Origin of the sequence: Desertibaculum subflavum (assembly GCA_003576705.1) — a bacterium.
Classification (GTDB): Bacteria; Pseudomonadota; Alphaproteobacteria; order Ferrovibrionales; family Ferrovibrionaceae; genus Desertibaculum; species Desertibaculum subflavum.
On the sequence record QOZS01000083.1, the window covers coordinates 1 to 15,145 of the forward strand.

14 protein-coding genes are annotated in these 15,145 nt (G+C 67.0%); 11 read left to right on the forward strand and 3 right to left on the reverse strand.

Annotated elements, in window-relative coordinates; genetic code table 11:
• The 5 genes from DT074_RS25935 to DT074_RS25955 all read left to right on the forward strand — a co-directional run.
• Window positions 1-446 (forward strand): DUF6692 family protein (locus tag DT074_RS25935; RefSeq protein WP_368744912.1); only part of this gene is annotated, 446 nt, incomplete at its 5' end.
• Window positions 447-548: 102 nt separating this feature from the next.
• A complete protein-coding gene (locus DT074_RS25940) occupies window positions 549-2,204 on the forward strand; it encodes a flavin-containing monooxygenase (RefSeq protein ID WP_119422759.1) in 1,656 nt (551 codons plus the stop codon).
• A 211-nt stretch (window positions 2,205-2,415) separates the two neighbouring features.
• A complete protein-coding gene (locus DT074_RS25945) occupies window positions 2,416-4,233 on the forward strand; it encodes an adenylate/guanylate cyclase domain-containing protein (RefSeq protein WP_119422760.1) in 1,818 nt (605 codons plus the stop codon).
• Window positions 4,230-5,075, forward strand: a complete 846-nt coding sequence (locus DT074_RS25950; protein ID WP_162915252.1) for a phosphatase PAP2 family protein — start codon at window positions 4,230-4,232, stop codon at window positions 5,073-5,075. Before DT074_RS25945 ends, DT074_RS25950 begins: the two co-directional genes overlap by 4 nt.
• A gap of 19 nt (window positions 5,076-5,094) precedes the next feature.
• Window positions 5,095-6,171 (forward strand): G1 family glutamic endopeptidase, encoded by a 1,077-nt coding sequence (locus tag DT074_RS25955; protein WP_119422762.1) that lies wholly within the window; start codon window positions 5,095-5,097, stop codon window positions 6,169-6,171.
• Between the two features lie 59 nt (window positions 6,172-6,230).
• Here the strand turns inward: DT074_RS25955 and DT074_RS25960 are convergent, their stop codons facing one another.
• Together DT074_RS25960 and DT074_RS25965 are read right to left on the reverse strand one after the other, a co-directional pair.
• Complete coding sequence (locus DT074_RS25960) at window positions 6,231-7,001, reverse strand: gamma-glutamyl-gamma-aminobutyrate hydrolase family protein (RefSeq protein WP_119422763.1); 771 nt, start codon at window positions 6,999-7,001, stop codon at window positions 6,231-6,233.
• 174 nt (window positions 7,002-7,175) lie between these two features.
• Window positions 7,176-8,141, reverse strand: coding sequence for a PRC-barrel domain-containing protein (locus DT074_RS25965; RefSeq protein WP_162915253.1), 966 nt, complete (start codon window positions 8,139-8,141; stop codon window positions 7,176-7,178).
• 178 nt (window positions 8,142-8,319) lie between these two features.
• On the opposite strand from DT074_RS25965, the gene DT074_RS25970 reads away from it, so the two are divergent.
• From DT074_RS25970 to DT074_RS25985, 3 genes are all read left to right on the forward strand, one after another.
• The gene (locus DT074_RS25970; protein WP_119422765.1) at window positions 8,320-9,393 is read left to right on the forward strand and encodes a hypothetical protein; all 1,074 of its coding nucleotides are present in this window, start codon (window positions 8,320-8,322) and stop codon (window positions 9,391-9,393) included.
• Window positions 9,394-9,407: 14 nt separating this feature from the next.
• On the forward strand, window positions 9,408-9,932 hold the full coding sequence (locus tag DT074_RS28635) for a UGSC family (seleno)protein (protein ID WP_368744915.1): 525 nt from the start codon (window positions 9,408-9,410) through the stop codon (window positions 9,930-9,932).
• 84 nt (window positions 9,933-10,016) lie between these two features.
• Entirely contained in the window at window positions 10,017-11,621 is a 1,605-nt protein-coding gene (locus DT074_RS25985) for an ATP-binding protein (RefSeq protein WP_119422768.1), read from the forward strand.
• Window positions 11,622-11,630: 9 nt separating this feature from the next.
• Here the strand turns inward: DT074_RS25985 and DT074_RS25990 are convergent, their stop codons facing one another.
• Window positions 11,631-12,266, reverse strand: a complete 636-nt coding sequence (locus DT074_RS25990) for a DUF924 family protein (protein WP_119422769.1) — start codon at window positions 12,264-12,266, stop codon at window positions 11,631-11,633.
• Window positions 12,267-12,456: 190 nt separating this feature from the next.
• On the opposite strand from DT074_RS25990, the gene DT074_RS25995 reads away from it, so the two are divergent.
• The 3 genes from DT074_RS25995 to DT074_RS26005 all read left to right on the forward strand — a co-directional run.
• Window positions 12,457-13,068 carry a pyridoxamine 5'-phosphate oxidase family protein gene (locus tag DT074_RS25995; RefSeq protein ID WP_119422770.1) on the forward strand — a complete coding sequence of 204 codons (612 nt, stop codon included), beginning with the start codon at window positions 12,457-12,459 and terminating at the stop codon, window positions 13,066-13,068.
• A gap of 381 nt (window positions 13,069-13,449) precedes the next feature.
• Window positions 13,450-14,223, forward strand: coding sequence for an endonuclease/exonuclease/phosphatase family protein (locus DT074_RS26000; protein ID WP_368744916.1), 774 nt, complete (start codon window positions 13,450-13,452; stop codon window positions 14,221-14,223).
• A gap of 73 nt (window positions 14,224-14,296) precedes the next feature.
• Window positions 14,297-15,145, forward strand: an 849-nt coding sequence (locus DT074_RS26005) for a phospholipase D-like domain-containing protein (protein ID WP_368744917.1), incomplete at its 3' end; no start/stop codon positions are given.

The window sequence follows — 15,145 nt, forward strand, 5'->3', positions numbered from 1 at the left end:
AGGCGGCGGACGACGCGACGGACGCGATCCATGCACCGGAAGTCCCGCGCATCGCGTCGGCAGAAGAAGCACTCGCCGGCGCCCATGTCCCGACGCTGGACCCTGCCACCATGAACGGCGCCGAGATCCGCGCCGTGCTCGGCGCGGGGGAGCATTGCGAGTTTCGCTATACCAGCGCGGGCAAGCCTGTTCTGGCCTTTGCGCCCGGCCGGGATGGCAGCGCTACGAAGGGCGTGGTGAAGCTGAACGGGCACCTGGTGGCGCTGCAGGCGGCATCGACCACCGACGAAGTGGTGCTTTCGGCCGAGCCGATCCGCATGACCCTTGGCCCGGCGGCGGGCCAGCCCGCCGACGGTCAACTGCATGAAGTGATTTCGGTATTTCAGGTGGGCGACAGCCTGAAAGTGGGCTATCGCGGCTATTACCGCTGTCTGGACACGCCATAATCCTTGCCTGACCCAGCCCGCTTGGAGGCGGAGCGTTCCGTGATCTAAGCTCCGGGCACTGCCGGCTGTGCCGGCGGGAGGAACGACAAGAAGGGGCGTGACATGACCGGAAGCCCGGCCCCGCAATACGACGCCGTCGTCATCGGCGCCGGCGTCTGCGGCATCTATCAGATCAAGCGCCTGGTCGATCTCGGCATGCGCGCCACCGTGCTGGAGGCCGCGGCCGATCTCGGCGGCACTTGGTACAACAACCGCTATCCCGGCGCCCGCTTCGATTCCGAGAGCTATACCTACGGATTCTCATTCTCGCGCGAGCTGCTGGACGAGTGGCATTGGAAGGAGCGTTTTTCCGGCCAGCCCGAGAACCTGCGCTATCTGAACTATGTCGCCGACAAGTTCGACCTGCGCCGGCACATGCAGTTCAATGCCAAGGTCGAATCCGCCGTGTTCGACGAGGCGGCCGATCTCTGGCAGCTCTGCCTCGCCGACGGCCGCAAGCTGACCAGCCGCTTCCTGATCCTCGGCATCGGGCTGCTGTCGATCCCCACGCTGCCGCGCGTGGAAGGCATCGAGACGTTCAAGGGCCGGTCGTTCCACACCTTCCACTGGCCGCACGAGCCGGTGGAACTGGCCGGCAAGCGCGTGGCGGTGATCGGCACCGGCGCGACCGCCATCCAGGTGATCGCCGAGATTGCCGACAAGGTGGGCGATCTGACCGTGTTCCAGCGCCGGCCGAACTGGAGCGCGCCGCTGAACAACAGCCCGATCTCGGAAGCCGAAATGGTCGAGATCCGCAGCCGCTATGACGAGATCTTCGCCGCCTGTTCGCGCACGCCGGGCGGCTTCGAGCACGAGCCGGATCGCCGCGGCTTCTACGAAGTGACCCGCGAGGAGCGCGTGGCGCTGTGGGACCAGCTCTACGAGCAGCCGGGCTTCGGTATCTGGCTCGCCAATTTCCGCGAGATCTTCACCGACGAGGCCGCGAACGCGGAGTTCTCCGCCTATATCGCCGACCGCATCCGCCGCCGGGTCAAGGACCCCAAAGTGGCTGAGAAGCTGATCCCCAAGGATCACGGCTTCGGCGTGCAGCGCGTGCCGCTGGAGACCCAGTATTTCGAGGCCTACAACCGGCCGAACGTGCACCTGGTCGATCTGAGCGAGACGCCGCTGGTCCGCGTGACCGAGACCGGCCTGCAGACGACGGAGCGCGAATTCGCGTTCGACATCATCGTCTATGCGACCGGCTTCGATGCCATCACCGGCGCCTACGACCATATCGACATCCGCGGCGCCGGCGGCGAGCGGCTGGCGGAGAAATGGCGCGACGGGCCGTCGACCTTCCTGGGTGTGATGATCCACGGCTTCCCGAACCTGTTCATGCCGGCGGGGCCGCAATCGGGCTCTGCCTCGACCAACTATCCGCGCGGCATCGAGACCGGGGTCAACTGGTGCACCGACCTGCTGCAGCATATCCGCGCGCACGGCTATGTGCGGGCGGAGGCGACGGCAGAGGCCGAAGCGCGCTGGACCGATCACGTCACCAAGATGTACGCGATGATGCTGATGCGGAAGGCGAAGTCGTGGTTCACCGGCTACAATTCGAACGTGCCGGGGCACGAGGCGGGCCGCGTGCGCTATTTCGTCTATAACGGCGGCGCGCCGAAATACGTCGCGCGCATCAACGACGTCGCCGCCAAGGGCTACGAAGGCATCGTGTTCGACGGAGAGAGCGAACGGCCGGCCGCGGCCGCCGATTGATCAAGCCGGCGGCACGAGCGCACCTCCCGGAGACTTACGATCCGCCAACATTGTTGCGGCGGCGACCCGGCGCTCCTATTCTTTTGGCGCCTGCGGCAACCCATGGTTGCCAGTCAAACAAGCACAAGTCGTATCACTCGATGAGTCAAGAGCTCGGGCGTTAGCGCCGGTGCCGTGAACCCATCGGCGCCCGGCCTGGCGGGGTACGTCGATGGCGCTTCCTACGAACCTTCGCAAGCTCCAGGCCATCATGATGGGCGACGTCGTCGCCTACTCGCGCCTTATGGCCAGCGACGAGGACGATACTCATGCGCGGATGATGCAGATCCAGCACGCCGTCATCGAGCAGGCGGTGGAGGTGCACAGCGGCAAGGTCGTCAAATATGTCGGCGATGGCTTCCTCGCCATTTTCAGCAAGCCGGAAGATGCCCTCGCCGCCGCAATCGAAATTCAGAATGCCCTGGTCCAGGAGGCGGTCGGCTTCCCGCCGGAGCGCCGCATCATCTACCGCATCGCCCTGAACGTCTCGCAGATCATCATCGATCAGAACGACGTCTTCGGCGACGGCGTGAACGTCACGGCCAGATTGCAGGCTCATGCGGAGCCGGGCGATATCGTGATGACAACCGAATTCACGCGGCTGGCGGCGCAAGCGCTCGGCAACATCCGGCCGGTCGATCTGGGTGAGTTGCAGCTCAAGAACATCGACCGTCCGGTTCACGCGGCCGCCATCCGCATTGGAAGCCTGCGCAATCTGACAACGCCGGCGCCACTTCGCACCACGGATCCGCGCCCCTCGATCGCGGTGCTGCCGTTCCGGCGCGCGGGCACCAGTCACTCCGACACAATCGTGGCCGACGCCATCGTCGAGGAGGTCGTGCACGGCCTCTCCGCCGCGCATGGGCTGATCGTCATCTCGCGCAGCTCCACCCGCCGCTATCGCGGCCAGCAGCCCGACCTGGCCGTCATCGCAAAGGAACTCAATGTCCGGTACGTGCTGACCGGCGGCGTTCAGCGCCAAGGCGAGCGGCTGCGCATCGTGACCGAACTGACCGAGGCCGATACCGGCCTGATGATCCGCCATGACCGCTTCGACGGCGAGGAAGGCGAGCTGTTCCAGCTGCAGGAGCAGATCGCGGTCGCGGTGATGAGAACGATCGCGCCGGAGATCATGGAATGGGAGCTGCGTCGATCGATGCGCAAGCGACCGCAGCACCTTTCGGCCTATGAGCTCGTCCTGCAGGCGCTGGAGCATCTGTACCGACTGGGCCGGGATTCGCATGCCGAGGCCGGGCGGCTGCTGCGGGCGGCCATCGAGATCGATCCCGAATATCCGCCGGCAAACACCTACATGGCCTACTGGCATATTTTCCGTGTCGGGGAAGGCTGGTCAGACGATCCGGCGGCTGATGCCCGGGAGGCCTCGCGAGTGGCGCAGAAGGCGATCGAGCGCGATCCGCGCGACGGATTGGCCCTCGCCATGCACGGTCACGTGCACTCTTTTCTGCTGCGCGATTTCGAGAGTGCCAGAGCCATTCTCGACCGCGCCATCGATGTGGCGCCGAACTGCGCGATGGCGTGGACCATGAGCAGCGTCACCCGCGGCTATCTCGGTGACGGTGCGGCCGCGGTGGCGCAGGCAGAGACGGGCCTCAGGCTGTCGCCGCTGGACGGACATGCCTTCTGGTTCGAAGGGCAACTGGCGCAGGCCCACTATATCAAGGGCGATTTCACCGCTGCGGTCGCATGGGCGCGCCGCGCGGCAGCGCAGAACCCATCCGCCATGTTCAATCTGCGCGTTCTGGCGGCAAGCCTTTCCGCCCTGGGCCAAGGCGAGGGAGCGCGGCGCGTCGCCCAGGAGATCGTGGCGCGGAATCCCGGCTTCGCCCTGTCGACATACGAAAAGTTCTGCCCGTTCACCGGGCAGATCCGGCGCGACTGGTTGGACCGGTTGCGGGCGGCAGGCCTGCCGGAACATCCGCGGCAAGCCGAGCAAGGGGCTCAACTCGACGAGGAGGCGGCGTCGTGACATCGAACACTTCCAACACCTCGAACACGTCGAATACCTCGAATACTTCGAACGCCGGCAATGCGGGCGGCGGAAGTCGATTCGCTTTCGCAGACCGAGCGGACTACCCCTTCGTCGATCATCCAGGCGCACACGAGGGGCCACCCTATGCGGCCACGCTCAACGGCTACAGTTCGAGAAACTGGAATCCGTTGGCCTATGCGTGGCTGCTGCTCTCGGAGTTCGCGTCAACCGACTGGGTAACGGCAACAGCCATCTCCGCGCCGGCCGACACACAGGCAAAGATCGAGGAGGAGATAGAAGCGCTGAAGAATCTAGCACGATTCGAGCGTGCCGACGCGCTGGGCGAGATCTTCGCGCAGAAGGACGAGTTCGTATCGTACTTCATGGGACTGATCGGAGCTGCGCCGGAGACGCATCCTCACACCTATGCGTTGATGTACACCGCCTGCCTCTATGCGACGCTAGTCGCAATGCACTGGAAGAACCACTTCGGGCGCAAACGTCCGTCGGAGATCGAGCCGATGCTGATGCCTCCGGTCTCGCTTCCGGGCCATCCGTCGTTCCCGAGTGGCCATGCCACGCAGGCATTTCTGATTGCTCGCTGCACTGCACAGCTCTTCAGCGGCAACCGTGGCACCAAGCTAAGCGACGATTTGACGGCGCTGGCGTGCCGCATAGCGAGGAACCGCGAGATCGCCGGCCTGCACTACGGGACTGACACCGAACATGGCTTCATTCTGGCCGGCAAGATCTTCGACCACATCAAGGCGCTTCGCGACGCGAATACGCCGCTCGCGCAATTTGAGGGTTTGGTCGCAGCGGCCAAGGCCGAGTGGTAAGCGATGAAAGGGGCGGTCGATGACGGAGAAGACAGATCGAGACGGTCAGAAAGACCGGCAAGAAGGCGGACTCGAAATCAGCGGGATCAGAACGAATTTTCCGAAGAACCCGTTCGATGCCATTGCCGCGAGCGAAGAGCAGCTGAAGGCGCATTTTCTGCCACCTCGCCCTGATCGCACTGCCACGCCGGTTGCCTATGCCAATTGGATCCGCGCCATGGCATCCACGCCGCTATACCCCGATGGCATTGGACATCGAATCGTTCCGCTGAGCGAGATTGCGTTCTTGCAGCGAGCGAACCGCGATACGACACAGTCGTCGAGCCGGAATTGGTCCGGCGGGATGGTTCGGCCGCACACGTTCGACGGCATCGCTTTGGTGCAAGGGAGCTGGACAGTACCGGACACAAGGGCGCCGGCGCCCGGCGTCCGGCATGCATCATCCTATTGGGTGGGGCTAGATGGCTTCGAGCCCGCAAGCCGTGTCATGCCGCAGATTGGCGCCGGCCAGCGGATATATGCACAAAGCGATCGCGGACTTCCGGGCGCCATCGACAAACAAACCGCATGGTGGCAGTTCTGGATGCCCGATCATCCGAAGGCAATTTGGCAAGTAGACATTCCCGCAAGCTCCATTCGCGCGCAGTCCGGCGATCGCCTTTATGGGCAGGTGCAGGTCATCGACAGATACACAGTGAGCTACTTTCTCAAGAACGAAACTACCAACCAAGCCTATGCCGTCTACTATGACGCGGCCGTCGACTACAGCCCGCCGCACCTGCGTCCCATCGAGCGACAGACCGCCGAATGGATTGTCGAGCGGCCGGGTATTCCCGATCCGCATCAGCCCAACCTGCCGATCGAAGTAGCCCTCGCCGATTACGGCGAAACTCCGTTTGCCAATTGCAATGCCGCCACCTACGCATTGGATGGGACCTGGCGCGAATTCCAACTGCAACGCGCTCATTTGATCCGGATGAACGCATGGTACGATACCGACAGCCCGGGCCGCCTGGTCTCCCAGCCGAAACGGATAGGTCACGATGGCCTGTTGCTAACCTACGTCGGACCTTCGGGCAGGATCTGCGCTGCCTGAGCGGAACGACCGCGGGCGCCCTCTCGGAAACAGGGGATCGGCGCCAATGTCCTGACGCGTCAGCGCGCGCGGGCGTGCTCGGCCGCCGCCGTGCCGAAGGCCTGGAACAGCTTGCGATTGATCGGGTTGGTCTGCGGGTCGTATTCGGCGTGCCACTGCACGCCGAGGGCGAAGCCCGGCGCCTCGGCGATGCGGATCGCCTCGATCGTGCCGTCCTCCGCCACGCCTTCGACGATGATGCGCTTGCCCGGCTCCTCGATGCCCTGGCCGTGCAGCGAGTTGACGCGGATGGTCTCGCAGCCGAGCAGGGTCGCGAAGGCGCCGCCGGGCACCAGCTTCACGTCGTGCCGGTCGGCGAAGACGACCAGCGGGTCGGGATGGAACTCGCCATTGTCGAGCCGTGGCGCGCGGTGGTTCATGCGCCCGTCGAGCTCGCGGATCTCCGGGTGAAGGGTACCGCCGAAGGCGACGTTCATCTCCTGCAGCCCGCGGCAGATGCCGAACAGCGGCACGCCGCGCGCGATGCAGGCCTGCGAGACGCCGAGCGCCACCTCGTCGCGGCAGAGGTCGTAGGGCTCGTGCCGGGGATCGGGCTCGCAGCCGAACCGGGTCGGGTGCACATTGGCGCGCGCACCGGTCAGCACCACCCCGTCCACCACGTCGAGCAGGGCGGCGATATCGGTCACGTCGGGCGTGCCGGCGAACATCATGGGCAGCGCGCCGGCCACCTCGGCGATGGCGCGCAGGTTGCGCTCGCCGACGATCTGCACGGGAAAACGCTGCTCGATCTGATGCGTGTTGCCGATCACGCCCACAACCGGTTTTCGCATCTCTGCCGGACTCGCTGCTGAACTTGAGCGTTATGAAAGTCCAGTCCGGCCCAAACATCAATCGCCGCGTTGGCCGGTGCGCATGCCCGGGTCGTGGCGGCGGCCACCCGTGCGGTGAGTATCCTTGCCACAGCAAGGAAGGCGGCACTCGCCGCCTTCCCGCCGGGTGTCCGGTCAGTCCTTTACTCGATTTTGCCAGAAATTCTCGATCTCGGTCCGGATTTGCGCCGATTGCCTTGCATCGGCGAGCCGCGCCGGATCGACCGAGGGAGCTTGTTCGATCAGATCCCCGGATACGTTTAGTACGAAGGTATTCAGGCCGGGCGTGGCCTTCAGTACCGACCAGGGGATCGGAACCATCTGCTCGCCGATGCCGAGGAAACCGCCGCTCTCGAGCACGACGTACCGGATGCCGCCGGATTTCGGATCGACGATCACATCTTCGATCTCGCCGAGCTCTTCATCGCGCAGATTCCGCATCTCGGTGCCGATCACATCGCCAATGGTGAGATAGCGCAGGTCGAGTTGCTCGACCGGCTGCGCCGCGACGAGGCGGGCCTGACGCCAGCTGGTGACTTCATTCGGGTCGACACCGGCCTGCTTCAGCTCCTCGACATAGCCGCCGTAGAGCTGCTGCATCTCCGCCAGCACTGCTTGGCAGGCTTCCTGGTCACCACGATAGGCAAGCACATTCGCAGCGGCCTGCAAGGTGCCGAGCTGGTAGCGGGGCGACGTCATGCCCCAGCGCGCCCCTGCCCAAGGCTCGCGTCCCGCCGCATCCCCCGCCGCCATCCGGCGATCCGCCGGCGGGGTGCTGGTCGCGGGCGGCGGCGCCGCGCCGCTGACACCTGGCCGCGTACCGTAGCCATAGTTCCACCGGCTGCCCCAGCCGGTAAGCCAGTATCCTTCGCGGTCCATTCTCTCTGCGAAATCCTGCAGGCCCTGGCGGCATTGGGTGGCCGCTGCCGACCGGTCCTGAGCGCCAGCCTGCCGACCCGCCGCGCTTCCCGGCGCATCGGATTTGTTCATCTGCGCCCGCGGCGGATCCGTGCGCTGCTGCGCCTGCTGTGCAAGGCCTGCGGAAGCGCCGAGCAGAAAGGTGGATCCGACGATGGCAGACAGTGCGGCTCGTGAATTCATATTGCCTCTCCCTGAGCTTGACTGTTCAGCACCACAGCGCGCGGTGCCGTCTAGCCCAACGGACGGCATGGCAAAGAGTTCGATCGGCAGGCGGCGGAAGCACCGGATCTCGCATCGGCCCGCATTGCCGTCGAACTTGGCCGGTATATGCTCCGGCGCGGGAGGAAGGATGTTGTCGATGCAGCAGACGACAGGCGCCAATCTGGCGGCGAGGAGCTATGAGCTCGACGATTTCGCCGCGGCACAGGAATTCTATCACGCGCAGGGCTGGACCGACGGCCTGCCCGTGGTGCCGCCGACCGAGGCGGCCGTCCGGGCCTGCCTCGACTGGGCGATGATGCCGCCGGACCAGCTGATCGGCATCGAGCCGGTGCGCGAGCAGCCGGTCACCGCCGAGAAGCTCGCCATCAACGCGGTGATGGCGGGTTGCCTGCCGATGCACTTCCCCGCCGTAGTCACCGCCTTCGGGGCGATGCTGCAGCCCGAATTCCTGCTGCATGGCGCGACCGCCAGCACCGGGGGCTGCGCCGTGCTGGTGGTGCTGAACGGACCGATCCGGCTGGAGATCGGCGCCGGCGCCAGCTTCAACGCGCTCGGCAACAGCGACCGTGCGACGGCGGTGATCGGCCGGGCACTGCGCCTTGCGCTGATCAACCTGATGGATGTGCGGCCCGGCGGCATCGACCGCTCGACCCTCGGCCATCCCGGCAAGTTCTCGTACTGCCTGGCCGAGGACGAGGAGGACACGACCTGGCAGCCGCTGTCGGTGGTGCGGGGCGTGCCGGAGGGCATCTCCGCCGTCACCGTGATGGCGGCGATGGCGCCGCGCCAGATCATGAACGAGTGGACCACCGACCCGCGCGAGATCCTGGAGACCTTCGCCGCCGAGATGCGGGCCAACCTCAGGCACTACTCGATCCACGGCGGCAACTACGCCATCGTGATCCCGAAGCAGCTGCGCGACCACATCCAGGCGGCCGGCTGGTCGAAGCGCGACATCGCCGAGTTCGTGCACGAGCGCGCCCGCATCCGCCGTGCCGAATGGGCCGATGTCGGCAAGGGCGCCGTGGTGCGCGACCGCGGCGACAGCGTCTATGCGGCGCTGGATTCGCCCGACCACCTGCTGGTCATCGCGGCCGGCGGGCCGGCCGGCGGCTTCGGCGCGGTGATCCCGCCCTGGCTGGGCCACAAGACCAAGGCGGTGACCGCGGCAATCGGCGCCTGCATCGATTGCGAGCCGCCGAAGGGCTGAGTAGGGTCTGGCCCATGACGCTTCGCGTGCTCGACCCGACGCATGAGATGAAAGCGGCCGGCGCCCGCGCCGCCCTGCGGCCAGCCTCGCTGCGCGGCGCCACCGTCGGCTTCATCTCCAACGGCAAGGAAGGCACCAAGGGCTATTTCGCCGCGCTGGACCGCCTGCTGCGGGACGAGCTCGGTGTGGCCGAGGTGGTATGGCGCACCAAGTCGAATTACAGCGCGCCGGCCGACGCCCATATCGTCGACGAGATCAGGAACTGGCAGGCCGTCATCGCCGGTGTCGGCGATTGAGGCAGCTGCTCGTCGTGCAGTCTGCACGACGCGATCATGGCCGAGCGGCACGGCGTGCCGGCGATCGGCGTGATGACCACGCGCTTCGTCAGTGCGGCCGAGATGATGCGGCGCGTGCTGGGCATGCCGGATTACCGCTTCGTGGTGATCGACCATCCGATCAGCAGCGCTTCCGAAACACAGCTCGCGGCCTATGCCCGCGCCACCATCGAGCAGGCGCGCGGCCTGCTGCTTCGCACGTAGCCGCGGCGGGCCATCGTTAGCGGCAAGTTAACGAAGAGGAACCACGATCCCGTGCGGTCCCCATTGGCCGCTCGGGAGGGCGGGATGTCCGCGTCCAGTTCCGGCGCCGCCTCGCCCGCGCCGCCCGCTTCTCCGTTGCCGGTCGATTTCCGCACCGAGGACATGTTCGGCGCCCTGGAAGGCATGATCCAGGGCATCGTCATCCACCGCGGCAAGGCGCTCTACGCCAACCAGGCGATGATCGACCTGGTCGGCATCGCCTCGCGCGAGGAATACATGCGCGCGCCGAGCGTGATCGACTTCGTCTATCCCGAAGACCAGGAGCTGGTGCGTCGGCAATCGGCGGCGCGCATCGCTACCGGCGAGACCCAGGCCTATGAGTTCCGCCTGTCGCGGCCCGACGGCACCTATATCTGGGTCGATGCACGGGCGACCGCCATCCAGTGGGGCGGCGAGCCGGCGGCCATGGCGGTTCTGACCGATATCAGCGCGCGCAAGCGCTCCGAACTGCTGTTCCACACCATCTTCCAGTCGAGCCCCGACGCCATCACGCTGAGCTCGCTCGAGACCCTGCGCTACGAGATGGTGAACGAGAGCTTCCTCAAGCTGCACGGCAAGCGCGAGGACGAGGTGATCGGCCGCACCTCGCAGGAGCTTGGCCTGGTGATGGACCCGACCTTCCGCGCGCGCGTCGCCGCCCTGCTGCGCGAGGGCAAGCCGGTCAGCGACCTGGTCACCGAGATCCGCGGCGAATCCGACAAGAAATACCGCCAGTTCTCAATCTCGGGCGGACGCCTGACGGTCGACGGGCGGCAGATGCTGATGCTGGTCTGCCGCGACGTCACCGACCGCCACCGGCAGGAGGAAGAGCTGCGCGAAGCGCGCGACATGCTGGAGAAGGCATACAACTCGATCGCCGCCGCCAACGATTCGCTGGAACAGCGCGTGCTGGAGCGTACCGCGGAGCTGCAGGAAGCACAGGGCGAGCTGCTCAAGCGCGAGCGGCTGTCGGCGCTCGGCCAGCTGACCGCGACGGTCGCGCACGAGCTGCGCAATCCGCTGAGCGCGATCAAGAACACGCTGTTCTCGACCCGCGAGCTGGCCGCGGCCAAAGGCCTGAGCCTGGACCGGCCGATCGCCCGCATGGAGCGCAGCATCGAGCGCTGCAACGGCATCATCAGCGACCTGCTGGACTTCTCAAAGCATCGCGAGCTGAGCCGCACGGCTGCGGCGTTCGATGCCTGGCTCGAGCCGGTGGTGCGCGACCAGTCGGTGCCGGCCGAGGTGAGCCTTTCGCTCACGCTGGGCGCCGCCGATGCCAATGTCGACCTGGACGCCGACCGGCTGCGCCGCGTCGTCATCAACCTGATCGACAACGCCGCGCAGGCGATGTGCGACCCGCAGGCGAAATGCGCCGAAAGGCGGCTTGCGCTTGCGACCCGCCTGGACGACGGCTGGGTCGAGCTGGTCGTCGCCGATACCGGCCCCGGCATCGCGCCGGAGAACCTGGCCAAGGTGTTCGAGCCGCTGTTCAGCACCAAGAGCTTCGGCACCGGCCTCGGCCTGCCGACGGTGAAGCAGATCGTCGAGCAGCATGGCGGCACCATCGCGATCGACAGCGAGGTCGGCCGCGGCACCCGCGTCGCGGTGCGCCTGCCGCGGGCGACCGCGCGCGAGCTGGCCGCTTAGCGCCGCCGCTCAGAGCGGGAAGGCGTGGCGGTGCGGGAACGCGCCGGTCGCGATATAGGCGAGCTCGTCTTGCGTCGAGATGCGGCCGAGCAATTCGTTCCGATGCGGGTGCCGACCGAAGCGATGAATGACCTCGCGATGCGCCCGCGCCTGCGACGCGGAGAAGACGTAGATCGGGCGCAGTGGCGCCGGCGCCGTATCGACCAGCGCCTCGCAGAGCGCAACGCAGCGGGCGAGCAGGACCGGATCCTCCGAATGCCCGAGCGGCAGCTGGAAAAAGGTCTTCTCCCAAACCGAGGCAAGTCGGTCGTAGTGGCCGTTCGCCAACCCTTCCACCGCCAGGGCGACCGCCTTGGCGTCCAGCGAATAGGCCCGCGCACTGCCCGCCCAGATCGTGCGCGGGAACTGGTCCAGCACCAGGATCAGCGCGAGCCGCGCCCGGGGCGCCGCGGCCCAGCCATCGAGGTCCCCGCGCTCCGCCGCCGCGAGCACAGGCAGGAAGTGGGCTCGGATCTCCGCCTCGGCGCCGCCGCGGAACGCCCAGTGAAACCAGCGGCCATGCGCCTCGGCATCGTCGTCGAGGCCGGGCGGGAACCAGAAGGCCAGCACGCGCTCCGGATCGATGACGCTAGGATCGAGGGGCATGGCCCGATCTTCGACAATCGGTCGGGCTCCACTATGAAGCGCTTCACAGCGCCGCCGGACACGCCCGGGACAAGCGGCAATGTTGTCCATCCACCTGCCCGCCCCGCCGGGGAGGTGGGCGAAAACCGCGCTTCACCCGCGGCGCCGGGCCGGGCTATGAACGGCCGGACCGCGACGACGGAGGGGCGCGATGCAGCACAATGTCACCAGCGAAGCGGAACTGGAGGCGATCTACGGCCTGCCGGCAGGTCCGGCGGTGTTCAAGGAGATCGGCCATATCTCCGAACATTATCGTGCCTTCATCGAGGCCTCGCCCTTCGTGATCGTGGCGACCAGCGGTCCGGAAGGTCTGGACTGCACGCCGCGCGGCGACCCTGCCGGGTTCTGCCGTGTCGTTGACGAGAAGACCGTGCTGCTGCCCGACCGGCGCGGCAACAACCGCATCGATACCCTGCGCAACCTGGTGCGCGACCCGCGCATCTCGCTGCTGTTCCTGATCCCGGGTGTCGGCCGGACCTTGCGCATCAACGGCCGGGCCATCATCAGCACCGACCCGGCCTTGCGCGAGAGCTTCATCATGGAAGGCAAGGTGCCGGCCACCGTGCTGGTGGTCACGGCCGAGCGGGTCTACACGCAATGCCCGAAGGCGCTGGTACGCTCCAGGCTGTGGGACCCGGCGCGGTTCCTGAAGGAGACCGACCTGCCGAGCTCCGGCACCATCATGAAGGCGCTGCAGGCGGATTTCGACGGGGCGGCCTACGACGCCCATTATCCGCAGCGCCTCAAGGAAACCACCTACTGAGCCGACGCGCGGCCCGCCGGCCGCGCCCATCCCTTCGTCGAATGGCAGGCATGCCCGGCCTGCGGCACGATGCGGCCGGCCGGAGCGTTCCGTAACCATCCGGCGAGACGATTTGTTGATCGATCTGCGGCAGGTTGACGATCCGAAAATTGCTGATGGCGCCTGGAAAGGCGTGGCGTGACGGCTTATTTGGTTGGGGGTCGCTTGGTGATGGGATGGTCTTTTGGCCTGCCGCAAAAGAGCCCCGCGGCAGGGTCCAGCTCTGCGGGAGACGGAACGATTAGCAGCGTCGCGAAAAGACCGAACCGAGCGCGCCGGCCGCGGCTTCCGGAGCACCTGCTGCGGGCGCTGCGCCAGGAAGCGCTGCGGCAGGACGGACGCGTGCTGTTCCAGGAGGCAGATGCCCCCGCCAATGGCACCCTGGTCGCTTCCTACAACGTCCATAAATGCGTCGGCATGGACGGGCAATTCGATCCGGCCCGCACCACCGAGGTCATCACCGAGATCGGCGCCGACATTCTCGCCCTGCAGGAGGCCGACCAGCGCTTCGGCGAGCGCGCGGCACTGCTCGATTTCAAGCGCATCGAGCGCGAATGCGGCCTGACCGCCGTGCCGGTGCGCGGCGCCAGGAACGGCCATGGCTGGCATGGCAACGTGCTGCTGGTGCGCGCGGCGAAGGTGCATGACGCGCATCGCATCCGCCTGCCGGGCGTGGAGCCGCGCGGCGCGCTGGTGGTCGATCTGGACCTCGATGCCGGGCCGCTCCGCATCGTCGCCGCGCATCTCGGCCTGCTGCGCCGGTCGCGTGCCCAGCAGGCGGCGGCGATCCTCGACGCCATCGCCGCCCGGCCGGAACGGCCGACCCTGGTGGTCGGCGACCTCAACGAATGGCGGGTCTGCGACCGCTCGGCCTTGCAGCGTCTCGCACATCTGTTCGGGCCGCTCGCCCCGGCCCTGCCGAGTTTCCCCTCGCGGCTGCCGCTGTTCGCGCTCGACCGCATCCTCGGCAGCCCGCACCAGCTGGTCGCGCATGCCGAAGTGCACGACACGCCGCTGGCCCGCATCGCCTCGGACCATCTGCCGGTCAAGGCGCGGATTGACCTCGCCGCGGCGGCGGCGCAGGGTGAAGCGGAGCGGGCAGCGATAGCCGCCTGAGGCGTACCCGGCGAGGGAACCGAATTCGCGTGTCCGCGCTTGTGGTATCCGCAAGCCTGACCGCCCGGACGGAATGCAAGTTCTGCTGGTTCTTCTTGCCGCGCTGGCCGGCTTCGTCGCTGCGTCGCTGTTCGCGGTCTATGCCTATGGCCGCTTCGCCAAGCGGGCGCAGGGGATTCCGTCGCAGGCCTTCCCCGTGGCCGATGATGCGGAGACCGCGCTGGACCATCTGATCGCGCCGCTCACCACGGCCCATCGGGAGGAAAGCGGGCTCGCGCTGCTCGCCGACAATGTCGATGCCTTCGCCGTCCGGGCGCTGACCGCGCGTCGGGCCGGGCGCAGCCTGGACCTGCAATCCTATATGTGGCGCAACGACCTGACCGGCCGCCTGATGGTCAACGAGATCGTGCAGGCCGCCGACCGGGGCGTGCGCGTGCGGCTGCTGCTCGACGACCTGAACGCGCGCGGGCACGACCGCTTCCTGCTGGCGCTCGACCGCCACCCGAATATCGAGATCCGGCTGTTCAATCCCGGCGTGGTGCGCGAAGGGCCGATCAAGCGCGCCATCGAGCTGATGCTGCGCGCCTTCGCCATCAACCGGCGCATGCACAACAAGGCCTGGATCGCCGACGGACGCGTCGCCATCGTCGGCGGGCGCAATGTGGGCGATGCCTATTTCGACGCCGACCAGGCGGCGAATTTCCGCGATCTCGACGTCTTGATGCTGGGCCCGGTCGTGCAGCAGACCGAGACGGTGTTCGACCGGTTCTGGAACAGCCGCGCCGCCATCCCGATCCGCAAGCTGTGGCGCGTGCGCGTGGCGCGCCTGCCCAGGACGCGCCGGCGGCTGGCCGCCGCCATCGCCCGCGCCGGTGCCGCCGCCCGGCCGTACCTGCAGCGCGCCGCCGAAGGGCGCACGCTC